This window comes from Pseudoxanthomonas sacheonensis, assembly GCF_031455975.1.
GTDB lineage: Bacteria > Pseudomonadota > Gammaproteobacteria > Xanthomonadales > Xanthomonadaceae > Pseudoxanthomonas_A > Pseudoxanthomonas_A sacheonensis_A.
The window spans coordinates 751,624-775,043 of the sequence record NZ_JAVDTT010000002.1; the positions used below are offsets into that span (position 1 = coordinate 751,624).

Below are 23,420 nucleotides of genomic sequence, written 5' to 3' on the forward strand. Positions count from 1 at the left end.
TGCTTTAGCCCTTCACGCCAAGAGCAAGATCAAAATGGATCCCAGCGTTCGCTGGGATGACGACGTCTCTTTATTATTCGTCTTACCTGAACACCACCGTGCGATGCCCGTTCAAAAGAATCCGATGCTCCACATGCCGCCGCACCGCGCGCGCCAGCACCTGCGACTCGGTATCGCTGCCCACCCGCACCAGTTCCCTGGGCGTCATCGCATGATCCACCCGCGCCACGTCCTGTTCGATGATCGGGCCTTCGTCGAGATCGCGGGTCACGTAGTGCGCGGTGGCGCCGATGATCTTGACTCCGCGCTGGTGCGCTTGATGGTAGGGCTTGGCGCCCTTGAAGCTGGGCAGAAAGCTGTGATGGATGTTGATGGCGCGTCCGGCCAGCGCATCGCATAGCTCCGGCGACAGGATCTGCATGTAACGCGCCAGCACCACCAGATCGATGCCTTCGTCTTCCACCAGACTGGCGATCCGTTGCTCTTGGGTGGTCTTCGTCGCCGCGGTTACCGGCATGTAGTGGAAAGGAACGCCGTAGGACGCAGCCAGCGCCGCGAAGTCCTCGTGATTGGAGACGATGCCAGCGATATCGACCGGCAGCTGCCGGCTGTGCGCACGGAACAGCAGATCGTTGAGGCAGTGTCCCTGGCGGCTGACCAGCACCAGCAGCCGCGCGCGTCGGCGCGCGTCGTGGATCTGCCAGACCATGCCGAAACTCTCCGCCAGCGAGCGGAAATTCTCCCGCAGCAGTTCCGCATCGGCCGCCTCGGGTAGATCGAAGTGCACCCGCAGGAAGAAACGCCGGGTCTCTTCGTCGCCGAACTGCTGCGCGTCCTGGATATTGCAGCCGAGTTCGTACAACAGACCGGTGACGCGATAGACGATTCCGGTGCGGTCGGGACAGGACAGGGTGAGGATGTAGTCGGGGCGCATGGAGCAATACTACCGCTCCGTGTTCCGTGTTCCGCATCGGGCTCTCTGAAAGGCGTCCGTCGGCCCGGACTCGAGACATCGTCATCCCAGCGAAAGCTGGGATCCACTTTGATTTTGCTTCAAAGACGAGGGCGTTGCAGCCAAATCAAGATCAAGATGGATCCCAGCTTTCGCTGGGATGACGATTTTTCTGATTTGTCCCTACAGGTCGTAGGACAGCAGGTCGTACCCCGTCGCCGCGCGCACCACGCGCTGATGCACGAAAGAGCCGCTGCCGCCGTTGGTCAGCACCACGATGCCGCGTCGTCGCTGCGCATCGCCGACCGCGAAGTTCTTGAAGATGTCGCCGTTGCTGCCCGAGTGGTAGAACACCGGCCCGTCGCGGGTCGCCTCCATGTTCCAGCCCAGCCCTTTCTCCGTCCAGCGTCCCGGAATTTTGATCTGCGGAGTGAGCATCGCTTGCCGCGTGGTCTCGCTGATCTCCCAGCTCGCGCGCTGCCGGCGCGTCATCGCCAGGGCCAGGAAGGTCGCGTAGTCCTGCACCGTGGTGCGCAGACTGGCCGCCGAGTTGGCCACGATGTCGCCCGGCCAGGTCACCAGCCCGGCCGGCGCCAGCGCCATCACTTCCGGCAACGCACGCGCCGCGTCGTCGTACTTCCACGAAGAAAGCGGCTTGCCCCAGCGCTCGGCGACCTGCTCGGCGATGGTCCATTGTTCGCGGAACATCTGCGGCGGCATGTCGGTTCCGGGCTGGTCGTGTCTGCGGTGGCCGTAGACCGAACGCGCGGCCAAGTCCGCATTCCAGGTGTAGCTGCTGTCCTTCATGCCCGCCGGGCCGAACAGATGCGCCTGCATCGACTCGTCCAGGCTCTGGCCGGTGATCGTTTCCACCGCGAGCTGCAGCCAGAACAGAGCTTCTCCCGAATAGTCGATGCGCGTCCCCGGCTTGACCATCGGCGCCAGTTTTTCCGTCGCCGGCGACTTGCGCCAGTTCGGCAGACCGGTGGAATGACGCAACACGTCGCGCGTGGTGATCAGCTCGATCCAGGGATGCTCGGCCAGATAGTCCGGACGCCGGTACCGCACCAGCGGGCGATCGAGGTCGATCAGGCCCTGGTCCACCAACTGCAGCACCAGATAGGCGAAGACCGGTTTGCTGAGCGAGGCATCCTCGAACACCGTGCGCGCGTCCACGGGCGTGCGCGTGAGCGCGTTGGTCACGCCGAATGGACGGCTCCACGCAACTTTGCCCTCTTCGACTACGGCAATGCCGACACCGGGCACGGCGAACGCTTCCATGATCCGCGGCAGTTCGGCGAGGAAGTCATCCGAAGGAATCCACGCGCTGGATCGCTTCCCGCATGCGGCCGCCATGGCGCCGAATGGCGTCAGCCCCGCAATGCCCGACAGGGCGCCCATTGCGATGAAACGGCGGCGACCTGGCGAGTGAGGAGGGCTGATCGGCATCACCGGCATTGGATAGGTTTCCGGCCAGCGCATCAAGCTCGCCACTGGCGTGCGCGAGGGTATGGCTTGACGGCCCGCCGCCAGCGGCGTACTTTGCGCTTGCCTAGGTTTCCATCGCTTTATCCGGATATAGCGATGGAATTAAAAGGGAAGCCGGTGCGGACTCTGCACGAGTCCAATTCCGGCGCTGCCCCGCAGCGGTAATTGGAAACGAACCCCGTCATAGCACTGGTCCTCGCGGACCGGGAAGCGGCGGAAAGTAGGCCAGCGCACTCGTCATCCGTGCGCCCGTCCATGAGCCCGAAGACCTGCCCCGGCCGGAGGACGCGAACGTCTTCCGCATGACCTGGAACTTCCGAGGGGAGGTGGCCGGAGCGACCGACCGTGATGCAGACCATGGTCGTGTTCTCTTGCGCCTTGCCCTTGGAAGTCCGGTTCGCCCGCGGGGGCGAAGGTCGCTGGCGTGGCGAGACGGACCGCAATGCGGCCTGGCTTCCGCGCGGTTCCTTCGTTCCTCATCCGAAACCGCATGAGGAAACGCAATGAGTACAACCACGAGCAACACGATTACCGTTACCAATCTAGGCTTTCCGCGCATCGGCGCCAAACGCGAACTCAAGCGCGCGCTGGAAGCTTGCTGGCGCGGCGAGATCTCCACCGCCCAACTGCAGGACACTGCACGCGACCTGCGCCAGCGCCACTGGCGACTGCAGAAGGAGGCCGGCGCCGACGTGGTGCCCAGCAACGACTTCTCGCTGTACGACCACGTGCTGGATACCGCGTTCCTGTTCGACGCCATCCCCGACCGCTACCGGGCGCTGGCCGACCGCGATCCGCTGGCCGGCTACTTCGCGCTCGCCCGCGGCCTGCAGAAGGACGGCGTGGACCTGCACGCGCTGGAAATGACCAAATGGTTCGACACCAACTATCACTACCTGGTGCCGGAGCTGCATCGCGACCAGCGGTTCCGCCTGCGCGGCGACAAACCGGTGGCCGAATTCCTGGAGGCGAAGGCGCTGGGCTTTGCTGCGCGGCCCGTGCTGTTGGGGCCGGTCAGTTTTCTGTTGCTGTCGAAAGCCGTGGACGGCAGCGACCGCCTGGATCTGCTCGACCGCTTGTTGCCGGCGTATGCGGAACTGCTCGGCAAACTGAAAGACGCCGGCGCCGAGTGGGTGCAGATCGACGAGCCCTGCCTGGTGCTGGACCAAGACGCCGACGACCATGCCGCCTATCGCGCTGCCTATGCCGCGCTGGAAAACGTGCCGCGACCGAAGTTGTTGTTGGCTACCTACTTCGGCGCGCTCAACGACAACCTCGCCCTTGCCACCTCGTTGCCTGTGGAGGGGCTGCACGTGGATCTGGTGCGCGGCAAGGAACAGCTGGATGCGGTGCTGAAGGCGCTGCCGAAGCGGCGCGTGCTTTCGCTGGGCCTGGTCGATGGCCGCAACGTCTGGCGCAGCAATCTGGACAACGCGCTGATCCTGGCCAAATACGCCAGCGGCCATGTCGGCGCAAACAATCTGTGGTTGGCGCCTTCGTGTTCGCTGCTGCACGTGCCCGTCGACCTGAGCAACGAGAAATCGTTGCCTGGCGATCTGCATTCGTGGCTGTCGTTCGCGCGGCAGAAGATCGAGGAACTCAGGACGCTCGCCGATGCGCTGCAGGGGCTTCCCAACGCCGAGGCGGAGCTGACCGTCGCGTGCGACCGGCTGGAATCCAGACGACAGTCTTCCCGGGTGCACAAACCGGAAGTGGCCGCACGCCTGGCCGCCCTGACCGAAGCCTCCGCGCAGCGCAGCGCCGGCTATCAGGCGCGACGTTCGCTGCAACAGTTGGCCCTGAAGCTGCCGGCCTACCCCACCACCACCATCGGCTCGTTCCCGCAGACGCTGGAAGTGCGGGAGGCGCGCGCCAAGAACAAGTCCGGCACGCTTTCCGATGCCGATTACGACGCATTCCTGGCCGCGGAAACCGAAAAATGCGTGCGCTTCCAGGAAGACATCGGCATCGACGTGCTGGTGCATGGCGAATTCGAACGCAACGACATGGTCGAGTATTTCGGCGAACAGCTGGAAGGTTTCGCCTTCACCAAGCTCGGCTGGGTGCAGAGCTATGGATCGCGCTGCGTGAAACCGCCGATCATCTACGGCGACGTCACCCGTCCGCGGCCGATGACCGTGCGCTGGTCGCAGTACGCGCAGTCGCTGACCGGCAAGCCGATGAAGGGCATGTTGACCGGTCCGGTGACCGTGTTGCAGTGGTCGTTCGTGCGCGACGACCAGGCGCGCTCGCAGACCTGCAGGCAGATCGCGCTGGCGCTGCGCGATGAAGTGACCGATCTGGAGGCCGCGGGTATCGGCGTGATCCAAATCGATGAGCCGGCGATCCGCGAAGGCCTGCCGCTACGCCGCTCGGACTGGAAGGCCTACCTGGACTGGGCGGTGGAAGCGTTTCGCATCACCGCTTCGGGCGTGGCCGACGCCACCCAGATCCACACCCACATGTGCTACTCCGAGTTCAACGACATCATGGAGGCGGTCGCGGCGATGGACGCGGACGTGATCTCCATCGAGACCTCGCGTTCGCGGATGGAGTTGCTGGAGGCGTTCGTGAAGTTCCGCTATCCCAACGAGATCGGGCCGGGCGTGTACGACATCCACTCGCCGCGCGTCCCCGACGGACAGGAAATGCTGGATCTATTGAAGAAAGCGCGCGCCGTGCTGGCGCCGGAACAGATCTGGGTCAATCCCGATTGCGGGTTGAAGACGCGCAGCTGGCCGGAGACGCGCGCCGCGTTGACGGCGATGGTGGCTGCGGCAAAGGAAATGCGGGTGGGCGAGTACGTAGCGGCATAGCCGAAGTCTCATGATCCCCGCGAAGGCCAGGCTCTCTCCTCTCCCCTTGTGGGAGAGGATGCCCAAAGGGCAGGAGAGGGGGCGCGCAGCGCAGCGGAGCGTGCTTTTGCCTTTTCCTTCAGCACCGCGCGAAGAGCGCCCTCTCCCGGCCTTCGGCCACCCTCTCCCGCAAGGGGAGAGGGGAAAGCAGTCATGTCTTCAGCTTCGCACTGCGACCAAATTGAGCATTCGCTCAGAACGCGTGGTCGAAACCGACTTCGCCCTGCACGCCGACCTGGTAGGCGGAGACGCGACGCTCGAAGAAGTTGGTCAGTTCCTGCACGTCCTGCAGGTCCATGAACGGGAACGGATTGGTCGAGCCGAAGTGCTTGGGCATGCCCAGCTGGGCCATGCGTTGGTCGGCGCAATATTCCAGGTACTGGCGCATGTCCTTGATTGACAGGCCGGCGACGCCGCCGCTCAAGGTGTCCTCGGCGAAGGCGACCTCGCATTCCACCGCTTCGCTCATCATCTGCACCACCTGGGCTTTGAAGTCGTCGTCGAACAGGTCCGGCTCTTCCTCGCGCGCAGTGCGGATCACCTCGAAGGCGAAGGCCATGTGCGCGCTCTCGTCGCGGAACACCCAATTGGTGCCGCTGGCCAGTCCATGCAACAGTCCGCGCGATCGCAGGTAGTACACGTAGGCGAAGGCGCCGAAGAAGAACAGGCCCTCGATGCAACCGGCGAAGCAGACCATGTTGAGCAGGAACTGGCGACGATGTTCGCGCGTCTCGATGCGCTGGATGCCCTGCAACGAGTCTATCCACTTGAAGCAGAACTCGGCCTTTCGGTGGATCGAAGGAATGTTCTCCACTGCCGAGAAGGCCTTGGCGCGCTCGTTCGGATCCGGCAGATAAGTGTCCAGCAGGGTGAGGTAGAACTGCACGTGCAGCGCTTCTTCGTAGAGCTGCCGCGACAGGTACATGCGCGCTTCCGGCGCGTTGATGTGCTGGTATAGGTTCAGCACCAGGTTGTTGGAGACGATGGAGTCGCCGGTGGCGAAGAACGCGATCAGGCGCTCGATCAGATGCCGCTCGGCCGGACCGAACTTGTCCTTCAGGTCCTTGGTGTCCAGCGAGAAATCCACTTCCTCCACGGTCCAGGTGTTGCGGATGGCGTTGCGGTACATCTCGTAGAACTGCGGATAGCGCATGGGGCGCAGGGTTAGTTCGAAGCCGGGGTCCAGCAGGCGAGGAGTGAGCTGAGAGGAGTGAGGAGTGAGTGGGGTTATGGCTGACATGAAAGAAGGATTCCTCTGATGGAGCGAGCAAGACGGGCGAGCTAGGCTGAATGAAGGAGGCGGGCATGCATTACATGGAAACAACGCTTTGGAACAAGGCAATGAAACTGGCCGAGCTGGCATGTCAGAGCGTCACGCAACTGCCTGGCGAAGAACGCTATGGAATCCGTTTGCAGATCACGCGCGCCGCGGTATCCGTCGCCAGCAACATCGCAGAAGGTTGGACGCGCGAATCGAAAAAGGAGCGGTCGCATTTTCTCGCCGTCGCGCATGGATCCCTTTCCGAACTCCACACCCAGCTCTCGCTATGCAGCCGTCTCGGATGGCTGCCATCAGAACTTTTGGAAACGCCCTTTGGCTTGATCGACGAGATCAGCAGGATGCTGACGACGCTGCGCCAGCGATCCCGCAACGGCTAAGCAAGCTCGGCTCACTCCTCATTCCTATCAACTCACTCCTGCTTCACTGGCACGCCTCGCAACTCTCCGGATTTTCCAGCGAGCAGCTCACCGCTTCCACCGGTGTGTAGGCGGGCTTCGGCGCTTCGACGGCGGCATTGCCGACCGTGGTCTTGGCGATCTTCGTCGCCGGCCGCGAACGCAGGTAGTAAGTGGTCTTGATGCCTTTCTTCCACGCGTACATGTACATGGACGACATCGCGCCGATGTTCGGGCTTTCCATGAACAGGTTGAGCGAAGCCGACTGGTCGATGAAGGCGCCACGATCGGCGGCCATGTCGATCAGCGAACGCATCGGCACTTCCCACGTAGTGCGGTAGATGTCGCGCAAGGCTTGCGGAATGCGGGCGACGTTCTGGATAGAACCTTCGGCCTGCTTGATCTCGTCGCGCACTTCCGGCGTCCACATGCCCAGCTTCTTCAGCTCGTTGACCAGATAACGATTGACCTGCAGGAAGTCGCCCGACAGCGTCTCGCGCTTGAATAGGTTGCTGGTCTGCGGTTCTACGCATTCGTAGCAGCCGGCGATGGAGGCGATGGTCGCGGTCGGGGCGATGGCGATCAGCAGCGAATTGCGCAGACCGCTTTCTTTGATGCGCTCACGCAGGGTTTCCCAACGCTCCATGTGCTCGGGCGCCACGTTCCAGGCTTCGAACTGGAGCTCGCCGGCCGCGGCGCGCGTGTCCGCGAACGAGGGATGGCGGCCGCGTTCCTCGGCCAGTTCCACCGAGGTCTCCAGCGCGTGGTAGTAGATCGTCTCGGCGATCTTCGCCGACAGCTTGCGCGCCTCCTCGCTGTCGAACGGCAGGCGCAGTTTGAAGAACACGTCCTGCAAGCCCATCACGCCCAGCCCCACAGGACGCCAGCGCAGGTTGCCGCGGCGTGCGGTTTCGATCGGATAGAAGTTGAGGTCGATCACGCGGTCCAGCTGGCGCACGGCCAGGCGCACGGTTTCGGCCAGCTTGTCGAAATCGAAGGCGTATTGATGAGCGGCGGGGTCTTCGTCCAAGTGGTGGCTGAGGTTGACCGAGCCCAGGTTGCACACCGCCGTTTCCTCGGCGGAGGTGACCTCCAGGATTTCGGTGCACAGGTTGGACAGGTGGATGACGTTGCCGGCCTTGGCGGTCTGGTTGCTGGCGCGGTTGCACTTGTCCTTGAAGGTCATCCAGCCGTTGCCGGTCTGGGCCAGGGTACGCATCATGCGGCCGTACAGCTCGCGCGCCTTGATCGACTTCATCGCCTTGCCCTGCAGCTCGGCCTGTTCGTAGGCGCGCTCGAAATCGGCGCCGAACAGGTCGGTGAATTCCGGCACCACGCGCGGGTCGAACAGCGACCACTCGGCGTCGGCTTCCACGCGCTTCATGAAAAGATCGGGGATCCAGTTCGCAAGATTCAGGTTGTGCGTGCGCCGGGCTTCGTCGCCGGTGTTGTCGCGCAGCTCCAGGAATTCCTCCACGTCCGCATGCCACGGCTCCAGGTACACACAGGCGGCGCCTTTGCGCTTGCCGCCCTGGTTCACTGCCGCGACCGAGGAATCCAGGGTCTTCAGCCACGGCACGATGCCGTTGGAATGGCCGTTGGTGGACTTGATCAGCGAGCCGCGCGAACGCACGCGGGTGAAGCTGACGCCGATGCCGCCGCTGAACTTCGAGAGCTGGGCGATATCGCCGTACTTCTGGTAGATCGACTCCAGCGAATCCAGCGGCGAGTCCAGCAGGAAGCAGCTGGAGAGTTGCTCGTGCGTGGTGCCGGCGTTGAACAGCGTCGGCGAGCTCGGCAGGTAATCCAGGTTGCCCATCCGCCGGTACAACGCCAGCGCTTCGGGCACGTCTTCGCTCAGCGCGCAGGCGATGCGCAGGAAGAACTGCTGCGGCGTTTCGATCACCTTGCGCGTGTGCGGATGGCGCAGCAGGTAGCGGTCGTACAACGTGCGCAGACCGAAATAATCGAAGCGCAGATCCAGCGATGCATCCAGCGCGTCGTTCAACTTGCGCGCGTTGGTCTGCACGAAGCCGAGCAGACGGTCGTTGATCAGGCCGACTTCGTGGCCGCGCAGGATCGACTGCGAGAAGGCGTGGATTTCCTGGCCGGTGACTTCCTTGGCGATGTAGTTGGCCAGCAAGCGCGCGCCGAGACGGCCGTACTCCGGCTCTTCCGCCGTGAGCAAGGCGGCGGTGCGGATGGAAAGCTCGTCCAGCTCGCGCGTGGTCGCGCCGTTGTAGAGGCCGGAAATGGTGCGCGTGGCTACGCGCATCGGATCGATCGCGTGCAGGCCGTCGCAGTTGCGCTGCACCGCGCGCACGATCTTGTTGAGGTCCACCGGCTCCTGGCCGCCGTTGCGCTTGGTCACGCTCATCGCGGTGGCGGTGGGCGGCGGGGTCAGCAGGAAGGAAGTATCGTCGGTCGCTTCGGCGAGCGCCTGTTCGTTTTGTGTCACGGGTGTATCTCCCATCATGATGCACGCGGCGGCCTGTCCCTCGCAGGCAACGCAGGCCTTGTGCATCGCAGGATGGGAGCGCGGTGTCGCAAGCCTCGCGACGAAAATCGCGAGGCGTGGCGTCACCAGCCTTCTCCCCCCGGAGATTTCATGGCCGGCACCGCGCGGTGTGCTTCGCGCGGCTGTCGGCAGGTCTTCGGACTCGTGGACTTGGGGCGAGAAGTGAGCGGGGAGGAGTGAGGAGTGAGCGGCGAAGCAGAAGCTTTTGCCCTTACTCGTTCTTCACTCCTCCCCGCTCACTCCTCGCCCCGGCCTAGCCCGTCGCTTCCCGGGACAGCATCCCAGTGCATTTGACGGGTTCGTTTCCACCTACCGCTGCGGGGCAGTGCCGGGATGGGCTCGCAAGAGCCGCACCGGCTTCCCTTTTCATCCGACGGCGTGAGCCGTCGGAACCGACAACCACAACATAGTGTGGTTTCAATGATGCGTCAACGCTATATGTGGAATATCTTTATGCCGAAGACGCGCCGCCGCGGAGTCCAGCGAACGCGTTTCAGGTTTCACGCCAGCAGGATGCAAGCGACAGCGCGTGGAACATGCGATCGGCGTAATCGCGTCGACGCCGGCCGCTCACGCCTTGTGCTGCGTCGCCAGGTACTCCGCGCTCTGCATCTCGATCAATCGCGAGGCGGTGCGTTCGAACGCGCCTAGCAGACGCGCTCCGGAGTACAGGGCCGTCGGCAAGGCGACGGCGGTGCACACCAGGTTGACGTGGCGGTCGTACAACTCGTCGATCAGGTTGAGGAAGCGGCGCGCGGCGTCTTCATTGCTGCGATCGAAGGCGGGAACGCCGCCCAGCAGCACGGTGTTGAATTCGCGCGCGATCTCGATGTAGTCGCTGGTGCCGCGCGGGCCTTCGCACAGCGCGGCGAAGTCGAACCAGACGATGCTCTTGCCGCGTCCCCGCACCGGGATCTTGCGCGATTCGATTTCGATGTTGCCGCGCTTCTCCGTCAGGCCGCTCAGTTCGTGCCAACGTTCGCCCAGCCATGCGTCCGACTGCGCATCCAGCGGCGTGCGGTACACGGGCGAGCGGGTCAGGGCGCGCAAACGGTAGTCTTCCTCGCCTTCGGCGTGCAGCGCCACGCAGTATTTCTGCAGCAGGGCGATGGCGGGCAGGAAGCTCTCGCGCTGCAGGCCGTCCTTGTACAGGTTTTCCGGCGCGGTGTTGGAAGTGGTCACCAGGGTCACGCCCTCGGCGAACATGCGTTCCAGCAGGCGGCCGAGCAGCATCGCATCGCCGATATCGGTGACGAAGAATTCGTCCAGCACCAGCACGCGCAGCTCGTCGCGCCATTCCTCCACGATCTTGGCCAGCGGATCGCTCTGGCCGGCGTGTTCGCGCAGGCGTTCGTGCACGCCACGCATGAAACGATGGAAGTGGGTGCGGTATTTCTGCTGGATCGGCAGGCCGTCGTAGAACAGGTCCACCAGGAACGTCTTGCCGCGGCCCACGCCGCCCCACAGGTAGAGGCCGCGGACCGGCTCGGGCTTTTTCCAGAACGAAAGCTTCCCACGCCAACCCGCATCAGCGGCCTCCAGCAGCTGGTCCTGGATGCGGTCGAGTTCGCGTAGTGCGGCGTGTTGCGCGGGATCGTCCTGCCAATCGCCGCGCGCCGCTCCCTGGGCATAGGCTTGCGAAGGCGTCGGCACCCCGCGCGCTTCCTGGACGGCACTCACGCAGCCGGCAGCCAGTGCTTCACGCCGTGCTGCAGGGCGCCGCGCAGGTCGATCAGCTTGCGGTGGAAGAAGTGGCTGGTATCGGGCATGCGCACCAGGTCGGGCTTGCGCTTCAGCGTATCGATCCAGTCGTAGACGGCCTGCGGATCGACGATCTCGTCGTTCTCGCCCTGGATGACCAGCCAGGGGCAGACTGGCGTCACGATCTTGTCGAAGTCCCAGCGTCCGGCCGGCGGCGCGATGGAGATCAGCGCATCGGGCAACACCGTGTCGTTGGCGCGCAAGGACACATAAGCGCCGAAGCTGAAACCGGCCAGCCACAGATCGTCGTCCGGGCGTTGTTCGCGCACCCACGCCACCACCGCCAGCAGGTCCTGCAATTCGCCGTTGCCGTGGTCGAAACTGCCTGCCGATTGACCAACGCCGCGGAAGTTGAAGCGCACCGTGTTCGCGCCCAGTTCGCGCAGGCTGCGCGCGGCCATGGTGACTACCTTGTTGCTGATGCTGCCGCCTTCGGTGGAGAGCGGATGGCAGAGCACGACCGTCAGCGGCAAGGCGACGACATCGGCATCGGGACGGTCGACGGCGACTTCCAATCCGCCCGCAGGGCCGAGCAGAGCCAGCATCGACGAAGTATCGGGAAAGTCGGGAGAAGTCATGCACGAATTGTAAGCGTGGGAGCGGCGTCCCGCCGCGAGCCTTTGCCCCGCATGCTTGGCCGCTGGCAGAAAACCTGAAAAGCTCGCGGCGGGACGCCGCTCCCACGACGGCCCTGCAGCTATAGATCGAAGCCCAAGACCATCGGATCATGGTCGGAACTGCGCCATGGCCCTTCGATATCGTTGCCGGCGTAACCTTCGGCTTCCGGTTCATCGGCGTTGCTGTGCCACTCGGCGGCGCCACGCAAACGCTTGGCCAAGGCGGGGCTGAGCAGCGCATGGTCCAGGCGGCCCAGCATGCCGCCGTAGAGATAGCTGTAAGGCTGCGGGACTTTCGCCACGGTGAAGGCGTCCTTCCATCCGCGTTCGCGCAAGGTGCGCACCGGGTCTTCCATCGCGTAGGCGTTGAAATCGCCGACGACCAGCTTCTTGTCGCTGCGCTGACCGGTGGGGTCGGTCTTCAGCCATGCGTCCAGGCGCTGCGCCGAATCCAGCCGCAGCGCGTTCCAGCAACTCTGTCCGTCGCGCTGGTCCGCATCGGCGCCGGTCGCTTCGGTGCATCCTTTGGATTTGAAATGGTTGGCCACCACCACGAATACCTGACCATTCTTGCCGCGGCGGAAGGCCTGCGCCAACGGCACACGGCTGCGCGCACCGAACGGCCCTTCTTCCAATACCGCCGGTTTGCCGACCGGCGACACGCGGTTCTTGCGGTAGATCAGGCCGACGCGGATTTCGTCGCTGCCCGGACCTTTCTGCGCATCGATGTAACGCCAGTCGCCGCCGCCCGCATTCAAGGCATCGACGAATTGCGCGATGCTCGATTGCGGGCCGTAGCCATCGTTCTCCAGTTCCATCAGCGCGGCGATGTCCGCATTGAGTCCCTTCAAGGTCAGCACCAGTTTGTCCGTCTGCGCTTTCAGCTGCGCCGGCGTCTTGGCGCCACGCAGGGTGGGGAATCCGCTGCCCTGGCCGTCGCCGTTGAACAGGTTCTCCATGTTGAACACGGCCACGCGCAGGCTACCGGCTACCTTGGGCGCGGCCGGCCGCGCGGTGGGTTTGGTTTCCAGCGGAACGGTCAGCTGCAGGCGATAGCTGCCTTGGCGCTGGTCGACGATGCCTTGCGCGCCGCTGGCGATGCTGCCGCTGCGCGGCACGCCCTCGGGCATATACCAGATCGTTTTTGGATCGCGACGGTTGCTGGCGTCGTCCAGCACGATCCGCCGCCGGGCGTTGAATCTCACGACCTCCTGGAAGCGCTCGCTGCCGGGGGCGAAGATTTCGCTCGGCGTCCACAGACGGCCGCCGAAGCTGGCGCTGGTTTCGGCGTAGCGCGCATCGGTGCCGTTGAGGCTCAGCGGTGCGTCGATCATGACCAGCATGCCTTCCAGTACCTCCCAGCGATCCGGCGGCGCGGTGAGTACGGTGGGAATGACGGGGACGGGCTTGGCGGGCTTCACCGGTTCTATGCGCTCGGCCAGAACGGTGGTCGAGGTACCCACCGACTTGCCATCGCCCGCGTCCTCGAACACGCGGCCGTAGACGCGCACCGTGTCGCCGGTGCGCAATTTGGTCTTGGACGCCTTGGGAGGAACGACGAACAGGGCATCGGAAGTGAACGCATCGCCATCGCCGCCGTCCTGGAGGAAAAACCCGCCCAGGCCGTCGACGAAATTGCCGGTAATCGTGCCCTGCACGATGACCTGCTGACCTTCCAACGGGCTGCGGTCGCCGCGCCCCTGCGCCCTGCCGATGGTGATGACGCTGCGCTTGACCGCGGCGTAGGTGGAAGCGGCGCCGCAGGCGCAAACCAGCGCGAGCAGCAGGGAAGCGTGGAAGCGGGATACGGTCATGACGACTCCGAAGATAAGTTCATACGAAAACGCCGCCCGAAGGCGGCGTTTTCGGCGCATCGGCAGGGCCGAAGCTTACTTGACGTTGGCCAGCATCCAGTCGACGGTGGCGTGGATTTGTTCTTCTGTGAGGCCCGGATTACCGCCCTTGGGCGGCATCACCCCGCCGTCGGGACCGGTGAAGCCTTCGATGGCGTGCTTGTACAAGGTGTCCTTGCCCTTGGCCGCGCGCGCGCCGAAGCCGGCGGCGGTCAGGGTGGGCGCCTTGCCCACGCCATTGGTATGGCAGGCGCCGCACAGGTTCTGGTAGATCACGCCGCCGTCCAGGGTGCCGCCATAGGCCTGCTGGGCGGACGCTGCCGCCAGCGCCGCTGCCTGCGCCGCTGCCTGGGCGGCGGCGCCGGTGGCGCCGGCGTACACGGCGCCGGCCGGGGCGATGCGCGCCTCGGTCTGCTTGGCCGCGACCGGCGAGACTTCCGGCGGAATGGTGCCGTGCAGATAGAACGCACCGGCGATCAGGCCCAGGGTCACCAGCATCAGGAAGCCGATGACCATGGAGAAATGCTTGAGGAATTCGAGGTCGTAGTTACGCACTTTCCACCTTTGGCAGCACGGCCTGGGCCGTGCTTGGCTACGAAAAATCAGGGATCCCGGGGCTGCCGCATGCAGGTTAAGGGACGAATCCGGGCGCAAGCGCCGCAGGCAAGGCCTCCATTATAAGCAGGGCAGGTGCGGATGCCTCAAGCCGTCCAGTAAATCTGCACGCGGGAGCGGGCTTGTTTCAGCACGCTGCGGATGGGATAGGCGGCGCCTTGACCTTCGCCGGAAACTGCCTGTGCCAAGACCTCTTGCTTGCTTATGCCTTCGATATGCAGATACAGGCGGCGCGCGGCCAGGATCGGCGGCAGGGTCAGGGTGATGCGGGGTTCGCCGGCGGCGGGCGCGCGCATCGGCAACGCCAGCGCCGTGGTGGCCGGATCCAGGGCGGCGGCGAGGTGATCGCCGCCAGGGAAGAACGAGGCGGTGTGGCCGTCGTTGCCCATGCCCAGCACCACCACGTCGAAGGGGCGGGGCAAGATCGCCAGACCATCCTCGATTTCACCGATCGCGCTCTCCGGATCCGGCGCATCGCGATAAAGCGGAACGAAACGCGCCTGGGCGGCGGGACCATGCAGTAGGTTGCTTCTCACCAGTGCCGCATTCGAGCGTTCGCTCGATTCGGGCACCCAGCGCTCGTCCACCAGCGTCACCATCACACCGGGCCAGTCCAGCTCCTGCAAGGCGAGCGCCTGCATGAAGGCCTTGGGAGTATTGCCACCGGACAGGGCGATGCTAGCGGTGTCCCGCACGGCAAGCGCTGCGCGCAGATCCTCGGCGACCGAGTGGGCCAAGGCATTCGCCAGCGCCTGCGGATCAGCGAAGGTGTGATGCTGAATTTGAGTGGAAAGATCGGTGCTCATGGTTGCTCCTGCTTCCCCTCTCCCGGTGGAATAAGGAAAAGCACTCAGGCCGCGTCTTCATGCCAGGTGCGGCCATCGCGCTCGATCAAGGCGACGGCTGCGCTCGGGCCCCACGAACCGGCGGTGTAGGGCTTCGGTGCTTCGCGCAGGGTTTCCCAGGCGGCCAGGATCGGGTCGACCCACTTCCACGCCGCTTCCACTTCGTCGCGACGCATGAACAAAGTCGGATTGCCGCGCACGACATCCATCAGCAGGCGTTCGTAAGCTTCGGGCTGGTGCACGCCGAAGGCCTCGGCGAAGCTCATGTCCAGCGGCACGTGCTGCAGGCGCAGGCCGCCCGGGCCCGGATCCTTGATCATCAGCCACAGCTTCACGCCTTCGTCGGGCTGCAGGCGCAGCACCAGCTTGTTGGCCATCACCGGCCCGGCGGTGTGTTCGAAGATGGAATGCGGCACCGGGCGGAACGCGACCACGATCTCCGACACGCGTTCGGACAGGCGCTTGCCGGTACGCAGATAGAACGGCACCCCGGCCCAGCGCCAGTTGTCCACTTCGGCCTTGATCGCGACGAAGGTTTCGGTGCGCGAATCGTTGCGGCCCAGCTCGGTGAGATAGCCTGGCACCGCGCCGCCGTTGCTGGCGCCCGCGCGATACTGGCCGCGCACGGTCAATTGCGCGGCGTCCTCGGCGTCGATCGGGCGCAGCGAGCGCAGCACCTTCAGCTTCTCGTCGCGCACCGCATCGGCTTCCATCGCCGCCGGCGGCTCCATCGACACCATGCACAGCAACTGCAGCAGGTGGTTCTGGACCATGTCGCGCAGCGCGCCGGAGGTGTCGTAGTAGCCGGCGCGTTTTTCCAGGCCCACGGTCTCGGCCACGGTGATCTGCACATGGTCGACGTAGTTGGAGTTCCACAACGGCTCGAACAGGATGTTGGCGAAGCGCAGCGCCATCAGGTTCTGCACCGTTTCCTTGCCCAGGTAATGGTCGATGCGGAAGATCTGGCTTTCGGCGAACGCGCTGCCGACCGCATCGTTGATCACCGCCGCGCTGGCCGAATCCTTGCCGATCGGTTTTTCGATCACCACCCGCGCCTTGCCGGTGTTGAGGCCATGCGCCTTGAGCCGGGTGCAAATGTCGACGAACAGGCTGGGGCTGGTGGACAGGTAGAACACGCGGATGCGGTCGCCATGGGTCAGCAGCTCCTCGGCGAAGGCCTGCCAGCCTTCGTCCTTGGTCGCGTCGAGCGCGTGGTACCCGAGCTTCTCCAGGAAGGGGGCCAACTTCGCCTGCAGCGAAGGCTCGCCGCCCACCACCGAGGCCAGCGCCTCATTGACCTTGGCCCGGTAGTCGTCGTTGGACTGTTTGTCGCGGGCCACGCCGATGATGCGGCTGTCCTCGGGAATCTGGCCGTCGGCGTAACGGCGAAACAGACCAGGCAGCAGCTTGCGCAGCGCCAAGTCGCCGGTGCCGCCGAAAATCACGAGGTCGAAGGTGTCGACGGGAACAGTCTTGGCGGTCACATCAGGTCTCTTGGAAGGAACGGTGGTGGAACGAGGAAAATACCACCGAAATACCATGGTGGCCATCCATGCCCTTGATTAATGGAGATTGGTCACCTAGCTTGCGGGATTGGTATTTCATTGGTACTTTCTCCTTATGTCCTCCGCCCTGTCCCGCGAATACCAGCGCCTTGGCGCCGCCGAAACCACCCGCACCCTGGCCTATGTGCGGTTGCGACGGGCGGTGCACAACCTCATCGACAGCGGCGTGCTGCAGCCAGGGCAGGCGCTGCCCAGCGAGCGCGACCTGTGTACGCAGTTATCGCTGTCGCGCGTCACCGTGCGCCGGGCGCTGTCCGGACTGGTCGAGTCCGGCCTGCTGACCCAACGCCACGGGGCAGGCAGCTTCGTGGCCGAGCGCATCCAGCGTTCGTTCTCGCGCCTGACCAGCTTCACAGACGACCTGCGCGAGCGCGGACTCAACCCGCGTTCGGAGTTCTTCGAACGCAGCGTGGGCGAAGTCACTCCGGAGGAAGCCATGGCGCTGAACCTGTCGCCGGGCAGCGGGGTGATCCGGTTCCATCGTGTGCGTTATGGCGGCGACGCGCCGCTGGCGGTAGAGCGCACGCTGGTGCCGCACGCGCTGCTCCCCGATCCGCTGAGCGTGATCGATTCCCTGTACGAGGCCTTGCAGCCGCACGGCCATCGTCCGGTTCGTGCCCTGCAGCACCTGCGTGCCGTGGCCCTGGATGCGGAAACCGCCCGATTGCTGAATTTGCCGGCCGGCAGCCCCGGACTGCTGATCGAGCGGCGCGCCTTCCTCGCCGACGGCCGAGTGGTGGAATCCACCCGCTCGTTCTATCGCGGCGACGCCTACGATTTCGTCGCCGAGCTGCATAGCGATTAGCGGGGTAGTCGGTTGGCCGGGACGAACTGGGGGAGGCGCGGCGGGGAGGTTTAAATGTGAGAAATCTCACGAATTTCAGAGTAATGAGAGTTTCTTCACCCAACAGCCGATAATGTGACTAATGTCGCACCATGGCGTCTGAGGCGGCCGCAATTTGGCTACGGAAAAGGCCGGGTGCGACTACGGTGGTGCAGTAAACGTCGGAGTAGAGAGCATGGGTGCGAATAAACGTTTGGAAATCGCCGGCAAGGCGCCCGAAGCGGCCAATGCGGATGCAAGCGACAACAAGATGGATCAGATCCGCGAACTGATGTTTGGCGGCGCGAAGCCAATTGGCGTGCGCGCCAGCGGCTCAACGATGGGCAATGGGCGCGTGTGCTAGCGATACTGCCCGGGCGCATCGGCGTGCGCGCCAGCAACGGCGGCAACGCCCGCCGCTTCGTCGAAGCGGTATTGTGGATGGCGCATACCAGAGCCTACTGGTCGGACATTCCGCCAGAATACGGCGCTTGGCACGCCATCTACATCCGTTTCGGACGTTGGGCGCACGAAGATCTGTGGGAAGACGTGGCCAAGGCCATGGAGGAGCTGCCGGAAACCCAGGCGTTGCTTAGGGGCATGGTGGAGAAGTTCCAGGCCAACTACCGCATCCAACGCTTGCGCGGCACGATGAAGTAGGCACGTTGCACAAGAAGGGCATCAGCCCCTGTCGGAAGGCATGAGGGTCCCGCACGCGCTGGCGCAAGTCCCCGTTGTCGCGGTGAGTGTGGGCACCCGCTTCCCACACCGGACATGACGATGATCGATTGGCGGACGCGAACCGGGTTCGCATCTTGTTGATCGAAGATCGGACGGGCTGCGGTCGGGCATTTGCTGCGTCTGCGTGATGGCGCGCGCGTGCGCACCAGCCGGACCTGCATCGGTCCTTCGATACGCCGGTTACGCGACGATGACGTTTGATCTCCGTCCATGCCGCAACGAGGTACGGCTCGGCGCGACCCGGGCACGGACTGGCGCCCGGGGTCTGCAATGCGCGGGCGTCTCGATTACAGTGCCGAGCCCGGCAACCCACAGAGCGAAGCGCAGTGAACAGCATCAGCACGACGAACGACGACGGCGGCCCTGTTCCTGCGCCGTCGCCCGCGCACGGCGCGCATCTGCCTGGCTTGGATCTGCTGCGCGCGCTCGCCGTCGTCTGGACGATGCTGTTCCATTCTTTCCTCGTCGGCGGACTGGGCGAGGACTGGGCCTGGGCGCAGCGCTACGGCTGGATGGGCGTCGATCTCTTCTTCGTGCTCAGCGGGTTCCTGATCGGTTCGCAGGTGCTGAAGCCACTGGCGGCCGGCGGTCGGTTCTCATTCCGCGAGTTCTACGTGCGCCGCGCGTTCCGGATCCTGCCTGCGTTCTGGGCGGTGCTGGCGGTGTATCTGCTGTGGCCGGGATTCCGCGAAGCGCCGGGCATGGAACCGTGGTGGAAGTTCGCCGGCTTCTTCGTCAACCTGTCGATCGATTACGCTGAGAACGCGACCTTCTCCCACGCATGGTCGCTGTGCGTCGAGGAGCATTTCTACCTTGTGTTCCCGCTATTGGCATGGCTGCTCGCAAAACGCTCGTCGGTCGCAGGTTTCGCCGCGCTGTGCGCGGCGATCGTGCTCGGCGGGATCGCCCTGCGCAGCGCCATCTGGCTGCATTTCGACGCGCTGCAGCCCGCACGGGCCTGGTTCGTCGAGGACATCTACTACCCGACCTGGAACAGGCTCGACGGCCTGCTCGCCGGTGTGGCCCTCGCGGTGTGGAAGACTTATCGCCCGGGCGCCTGGGCGCGCCTCGCCGTGCACGCCAACCTCATGTCGGTGATCGGGCTGGCGACCATGGCGATGGCGTTCTGGCTGTTCCGCGATCGTACCGGCTTGCTCGGCAACAGCATCGGTTGGCCGGTGCTGTCGCTGGGGTTGGCCTTGCTGGTGTTCGCCGGAGCGCAGGCGGGCAGCTGGATCGGGCGCCGCGCGCTGCCCGGCGCGCGCTGGTTGGCGATGGTGTCCTTCAGCTTGTATCTCGTGCACAAGCCGATCTTCGGCCTGGTGTACGCGCATGCCGGCGATGCGCTGGAAGGCAGAGGCTATGCGGCTTTCGCGGTGTACGGCATCGCTTCGCTGCTCGCGGCCGCAGTGCTGCATTATCTGGTCGAACGCCCCGGGCTGCGGCTGCGCGAACGGATCTTGGCGCGACCACGGTCGGTGTCGCTGCCCTCGGCCATCGAGTCCACCACCAGTTAGAGTGGCCGGAGGCAGACCAGCCGAGAACCACTAGATAATGAGAATGCTCTCATTAAGTGATTGGCTGGCCGTTGCGGTTTTAGCGTGTGAAGTGGCGCGCCCGGAGGGATTCGAACCCCCGACCAATGGCTTCGGAAGCCACTACTCTATCCGGCTGAGCTACGGGCGCATGGGACGCGCATTCTAACCTACCGGCGGCGGCCGGCCTGATAATCTGGGGCATGGGTTACGAAAGATTCCAATCCGCAGGCCAGCCCCGCTGGCGCGAACGGCTGGGCCAATACTGGAAACTGGTGCGCGGCGACCGTCCGATCGGCGTGCTGCTGCTGCTGTGGCCGACCTGGTGGGCGTTGTGGATCGCCTCTGCGGGCGTGCCGTCCCTGTGGACGCTGTTCGTGTTCACCGCCGGGGTGTGGCTGACGCGCTCGGCTGGTTGCGTGATCAACGACTACGCCGATCGCTGGCTGGATCCGCAGGTGGAGCGCACGCGCGGACGGCCGCTGGCCACCGGCGCGGTGTCCGCTCGCGAGGCGTTGCTGGTGTTCGCGGTGCTGATGATCGCCGCCTTCGCGTTGGTGCTCACGCTGAACCGCCTGACCATCTACCTGAGCATCGTCGGCTTGTTCCTGGCCGCCAGCTATCCCTACCTCAAGCGCTATACCTACCTGCCGCAGGTCTATCTGGGCCTGGCCTTCGGCTGGGGCATCCCGATGGCGTTCGCGGCGGTGCAGGGCAGCGTACCGCCGGTGGCGTGGGTGCTGTACTTCGCCAACATCCTCTGGGCCACGGCCTACGACACCTGGTACGCCATGGTGGATCGCGACGACGACCTCCGCGCCGGCTCCAAGTCCACCGCCATCCTGTTCGGCGACATGGACCTCATCGCGCAGGCGGTGCTGTACGCCTTGATGTTCGCGGCGCTGTGGATGGTAGGGCGGCAGGCGCAGCTGGGCTTGTACTACTGGGCCGCGCTGGGCGTGGCGGCATTGCTGGTGGCCTACGAATTCCGCATCGCCCGCCATCGCGAACGCGAAGCCTGCTTCCGCGCGTTCCTGCACAACAACTGGGTGGGCGCAGCGGTGTTCGCGGGGATCGCCATCCACCACGTGATGCAAAGCCGCGCCGCGGAGGCCGTAATACCCTAGCCGCTCTTTTCCTGTCGGAGATTTCCGTGACGAAAATTCTGATCGGCTGCCTGCTGGCTGCGCTCGCCCATCCCTCGATGGCTGCAGAAAACCCGTCACGCGAGCATCTGGCGCCGGCGGGCTGGGAAGGCTCCTACCATCAGTTGCACTACACGCCGGTGGTCAAGATAGGCGATCGGGTGATCGTGTCGGGAATCCCGGCCGCTGAAGGCGACACCGACGAAGCCAAGATTCGCTGGATGTTCGAACAGCTCAAACTGCACCTGGAGTCGGCCGGCGCCAGCATGGAAGACGTGGTGGAACTGACCAGCTTCCACGTTTCGACCGATCACGAAGATTTCCGCCGCCGCGTCGAGCCCGTGCTGAAAGTGCATCGTGAATTCTTCAAGGACCACTACCCGGCATGGACGGCGGTGGGCACCACGGCGTTGTTCTCGTCCGATGCGCCCGTGGAAATGCGCGCTGAGGCGATCATCGGTTCGGGCCGCCGGGCCAGGGCGGACATTTCGAAGCCCGCACCGCCGCCGGCGCCGACCACGCCCTGAAGCAAACGCGTCGTCCCTGCGAAGGGGGTCCGGTCCTTTCGTACTGCCATCGGGCGTTTTTTCCAAAAAGCTTAAAGTCGCTGGATCCCCGCCTTCGTGGGGACGAGTCGTTTTTCCGTTCTTCCGTCGGTGTAGCTTGCGTTCAAGCAGGCCCGGCTACTGTGAGACGGCATGAAAGCGGAAGCCGTGGGCTTCCGTTTTCCAGGCGATCCTCCTCCCTTCGCAGGCGCCCCATGAAACGATTCGTCTTGTTGTGCATGGCCATGACCGTGGCGGGTGGCGCCGCCGCTCAAAGCGCCGCCGCTCCGCTCGATCTGCGCGTTCCCGAGCCAGCTGCGGCGCCTGCGGCAACCGAGGCGGCAGCCAAGAGCGATCCGCCGGGCACGTACTACGGCGACACCAGCGGCAGGCCCTCGTCGCGCAAAGTGGACGAGACCGCAGTCGAAGACGACGGCAAGGCCAAGGTCTGGGGCAGCTTCACCACCGGCATCGGTCATAGCAAGGGCTACGGCACTTCCCATTACAACGCGGCCGAGGTCAACGTCAGCAAATCCTTCGGCGACGGCGAACGCCCCAATGCGGTGAACCTGCAAATCCGCGTCGAACAGAGCGATGGTCCAGGTTTCGGCGGTCCCTATCCGTACCCCTACTTCGATCGTGGCGCGGGCTACCCGCCGCGCTGAAGCAATCAGCTGAGCGGATTTCTTTGCGAACACTTCGGAACAATCCGAATGTCATCCCGAGCGTAGCGAGGGATCTGCTGTTGGCGCGGCAAAAAGCAGAAGCAGATCCCTCGCTACGCTCGGGATGACAGGCAAGGAGTTGTTCGGAGCATCTCTAAACACCTACTCCTGGAATCACCTCGCACACGATGCCCTGTTGGCTGAGCCGCTGCGCAAGATTGCCGCCAACCGCGGACTGGAATGTGTTGCCGGGTTTCAGACACACCACGCACTGACCGGATTGCGCGTGCTCCAGCAACAGCGCCAGCAAGGAAGCGTCGTCGATCGGCAATGGCAGGCGCGCGGCGTCGCGGCGAGCCAGTGCCACGATGGCGGGTTGCGACTGCGCATCGCACACCAGCAGGTCGGCCCGGTTCAGCGCGCGCAGTGCTTTCAGCGTCACCAGGCTAGGGTCTCCATCACCGGCATCCACCAGCAGCACGCTGCCGGCGGAGGCGACCTCGCCAGTGCTCTCCAGCGCTGCCAGAAACGCCTGCTCGGCCGCCTGCCGCTGCCCGCTCTGGAGCAGCGTGGGCACCGGGCCCTCCATCACCTGTTCGAACCAGCGCCGGCGCAGCGCGAGTTGCGGCAGACGGGCGCGGATGGTGGCGCGGTGGCGGGCGAACAGACCGGCGAACTCGCCCAGCGAATGATCCAGCAGCGTTTCCAGCTGCTCGCGTAGCCGGCGGGCCAGCATGGGCGCCGCGCCGCCGGAAGAGATCGCCAGTAGCAGCGGGGCGCGATCGACGATGGCGGGAATCTGGAAAGTGGACAGTTCGGCGTCGTCGACGACGTTAACCAGTAATCGGCGCAGCCCGGCTTCGCGCGCCAGCTCGGCATTGAAGGCGCGATCGTCGGTGGCCGCCACCAGCAGCCAGACGCGGTCCAGCCAGGCGGGGTCGAACGCGCCTTCGAGGCGATCAATACGGTCTTCCGCCAGCCACTGCGCCAGCGCATCGTTCAGCGCCTGTGCGTACACCTGCACCTGCGCGCCGGCGTGCAGCAGGGCTTCGATCTTGCGCGTCGCGACTTCGCCGCCGCCGACCACCAGCACCTCGCGGCCACCCAAATCGGCGAACAGGGGAAACAGCGGGGAAGAGGGCATTTGGACTCCGGAAGAGGGCGGCTTGTAGAGGGTTGCTCGCCAGCGATCATGTTGCATGGCAACATGAAGTGGACTC

Annotated in this window: 20 protein-coding genes, 1 tRNA gene and 2 riboswitches; of the genes, 9 read left to right on the plus strand and 12 right to left on the minus strand. The window is 64.6% G+C overall.

Annotation, left to right across the window (positions count from 1 at the left end; all coding sequences use genetic code 11):
- Nucleotides 1-82 precede the first annotated feature (82 nt).
- Together purU and J2W94_RS10610 are read right to left on the minus strand one after the other, a co-directional pair.
- Nucleotides 83-934, minus strand: coding sequence for a formyltetrahydrofolate deformylase (purU, locus tag J2W94_RS10605; protein WP_310092991.1), 852 nt, complete (start codon nucleotides 932-934; stop codon nucleotides 83-85).
- 201 nt (nucleotides 935-1,135) lie between these two features.
- Nucleotides 1,136-2,434: a serine hydrolase domain-containing protein gene (locus J2W94_RS10610; protein WP_310092994.1), complete on the minus strand. Its 1,299-nt coding sequence runs from the start codon at nucleotides 2,432-2,434 to the stop codon at nucleotides 1,136-1,138.
- A 55-nt stretch (nucleotides 2,435-2,489) separates the two neighbouring features.
- A riboswitch (cobalamin riboswitch) is annotated at nucleotides 2,490-2,731 on the plus strand.
- A gap of 212 nt (nucleotides 2,732-2,943) precedes the next feature.
- Here J2W94_RS10610 and metE point away from each other — a divergent pair.
- Nucleotides 2,944-5,256 carry a 5-methyltetrahydropteroyltriglutamate--homocysteine S-methyltransferase gene (metE, locus tag J2W94_RS10615; RefSeq protein WP_310092997.1) on the plus strand — a complete coding sequence of 771 codons (2,313 nt, stop codon included), beginning with the start codon at nucleotides 2,944-2,946 and terminating at the stop codon, nucleotides 5,254-5,256.
- A gap of 232 nt (nucleotides 5,257-5,488) precedes the next feature.
- Here metE and J2W94_RS10620 read toward each other — a convergent pair whose 3' ends face one another.
- Entirely contained in the window at nucleotides 5,489-6,535 is a 1,047-nt protein-coding gene (locus J2W94_RS10620; RefSeq protein WP_310092999.1) for a ribonucleotide-diphosphate reductase subunit beta, read from the minus strand.
- Nucleotides 6,536-6,600: 65 nt separating this feature from the next.
- Here J2W94_RS10620 and J2W94_RS10625 point away from each other — a divergent pair, with 65 nt between their 5' ends.
- Nucleotides 6,601-6,954: a four helix bundle protein gene (locus J2W94_RS10625; protein WP_310093002.1), complete on the plus strand. Its 354-nt coding sequence runs from the start codon at nucleotides 6,601-6,603 to the stop codon at nucleotides 6,952-6,954.
- Between the two features lie 43 nt (nucleotides 6,955-6,997).
- Here the strand turns inward: J2W94_RS10625 and J2W94_RS10630 are convergent, their stop codons facing one another.
- From J2W94_RS10630 to zwf, 7 genes are all read right to left on the minus strand, one after another.
- Entirely contained in the window at nucleotides 6,998-9,445 is a 2,448-nt protein-coding gene (locus J2W94_RS10630; protein WP_310093703.1) for a ribonucleoside-diphosphate reductase subunit alpha, read from the minus strand.
- A 155-nt stretch (nucleotides 9,446-9,600) separates the two neighbouring features.
- A riboswitch (cobalamin riboswitch) is annotated at nucleotides 9,601-9,902 on the minus strand.
- A 158-nt stretch (nucleotides 9,903-10,060) separates the two neighbouring features.
- Complete coding sequence (gene zapE / locus J2W94_RS10635; RefSeq protein WP_310093705.1) at nucleotides 10,061-11,143, minus strand: cell division protein ZapE; 1,083 nt, start codon at nucleotides 11,141-11,143, stop codon at nucleotides 10,061-10,063.
- Between the two features lie 23 nt (nucleotides 11,144-11,166).
- Nucleotides 11,167-11,829, minus strand: a complete 663-nt coding sequence (locus tag J2W94_RS10640) for an alpha/beta hydrolase (RefSeq protein ID WP_310093005.1) — start codon at nucleotides 11,827-11,829, stop codon at nucleotides 11,167-11,169.
- A 119-nt stretch (nucleotides 11,830-11,948) separates the two neighbouring features.
- Complete coding sequence (locus J2W94_RS10645) at nucleotides 11,949-13,682, minus strand: ExeM/NucH family extracellular endonuclease (RefSeq protein WP_310093007.1); 1,734 nt, start codon at nucleotides 13,680-13,682, stop codon at nucleotides 11,949-11,951.
- 75 nt (nucleotides 13,683-13,757) lie between these two features.
- Nucleotides 13,758-14,276 carry a c-type cytochrome gene (locus tag J2W94_RS10650; protein ID WP_310093009.1) on the minus strand — a complete coding sequence of 173 codons (519 nt, stop codon included), beginning with the start codon at nucleotides 14,274-14,276 and terminating at the stop codon, nucleotides 13,758-13,760.
- A gap of 146 nt (nucleotides 14,277-14,422) precedes the next feature.
- Complete coding sequence (pgl, locus tag J2W94_RS10655) at nucleotides 14,423-15,142, minus strand: 6-phosphogluconolactonase (RefSeq protein ID WP_310093011.1); 720 nt, start codon at nucleotides 15,140-15,142, stop codon at nucleotides 14,423-14,425.
- 44 nt (nucleotides 15,143-15,186) lie between these two features.
- Nucleotides 15,187-16,665, minus strand: coding sequence for a glucose-6-phosphate dehydrogenase (gene zwf, locus J2W94_RS10660; RefSeq protein ID WP_310093013.1), 1,479 nt, complete (start codon nucleotides 16,663-16,665; stop codon nucleotides 15,187-15,189).
- 136 nt (nucleotides 16,666-16,801) lie between these two features.
- Here zwf and J2W94_RS10665 point away from each other — a divergent pair, with 136 nt between their 5' ends.
- The 4 genes from J2W94_RS10665 to J2W94_RS10680 all read left to right on the plus strand — a co-directional run bounded on the left by J2W94_RS10665 (nucleotide 16,802) and on the right by J2W94_RS10680 (nucleotide 19,827).
- Nucleotides 16,802-17,551, plus strand: coding sequence for a GntR family transcriptional regulator (locus tag J2W94_RS10665; RefSeq protein WP_310093015.1), 750 nt, complete (start codon nucleotides 16,802-16,804; stop codon nucleotides 17,549-17,551).
- Nucleotides 17,552-17,765: 214 nt separating this feature from the next.
- Entirely contained in the window at nucleotides 17,766-17,933 is a 168-nt protein-coding gene (locus J2W94_RS10670) for a hypothetical protein (RefSeq protein WP_310093017.1), read from the plus strand.
- Entirely contained in the window at nucleotides 17,927-18,229 is a 303-nt protein-coding gene (locus J2W94_RS10675) for a transposase (protein WP_310093020.1), read from the plus strand. The genes J2W94_RS10670 and J2W94_RS10675 overlap by 7 nt, the downstream gene beginning before the upstream one ends.
- 479 nt (nucleotides 18,230-18,708) lie before the next feature.
- Complete coding sequence (locus tag J2W94_RS10680; protein WP_310093708.1) at nucleotides 18,709-19,827, plus strand: acyltransferase family protein; 1,119 nt, start codon at nucleotides 18,709-18,711, stop codon at nucleotides 19,825-19,827.
- Nucleotides 19,828-19,919: 92 nt separating this feature from the next.
- Here the strand turns inward: J2W94_RS10680 and J2W94_RS10685 are convergent.
- Nucleotides 19,920-19,996: transfer RNA gene (locus J2W94_RS10685), tRNA-Arg, on the minus strand.
- Nucleotides 19,997-20,048: 52 nt separating this feature from the next.
- Here J2W94_RS10685 and ubiA point away from each other — a divergent pair.
- From ubiA to J2W94_RS10700, 3 genes are all read left to right on the plus strand, one after another.
- On the plus strand, nucleotides 20,049-20,972 hold the full coding sequence (gene ubiA / locus J2W94_RS10690) for a 4-hydroxybenzoate octaprenyltransferase (RefSeq protein WP_310093023.1): 924 nt from the start codon (nucleotides 20,049-20,051) through the stop codon (nucleotides 20,970-20,972).
- A gap of 26 nt (nucleotides 20,973-20,998) precedes the next feature.
- Nucleotides 20,999-21,517, plus strand: a complete 519-nt coding sequence (locus tag J2W94_RS10695; RefSeq protein WP_310093025.1) for a Rid family hydrolase — start codon at nucleotides 20,999-21,001, stop codon at nucleotides 21,515-21,517.
- Nucleotides 21,518-21,750: 233 nt separating this feature from the next.
- A complete protein-coding gene (locus J2W94_RS10700; RefSeq protein ID WP_310093027.1) occupies nucleotides 21,751-22,200 on the plus strand; it encodes a hypothetical protein in 450 nt (149 codons plus the stop codon).
- Nucleotides 22,201-22,354: 154 nt separating this feature from the next.
- Here J2W94_RS10700 and J2W94_RS10705 read toward each other — a convergent pair whose 3' ends face one another.
- The gene (locus tag J2W94_RS10705) at nucleotides 22,355-23,344 is read right to left on the minus strand and encodes an NAD(P)-dependent oxidoreductase (RefSeq protein WP_310093029.1); all 990 of its coding nucleotides are present in this window, start codon (nucleotides 23,342-23,344) and stop codon (nucleotides 22,355-22,357) included.
- Nucleotides 23,345-23,420: the final 76 nt, after the last annotated feature.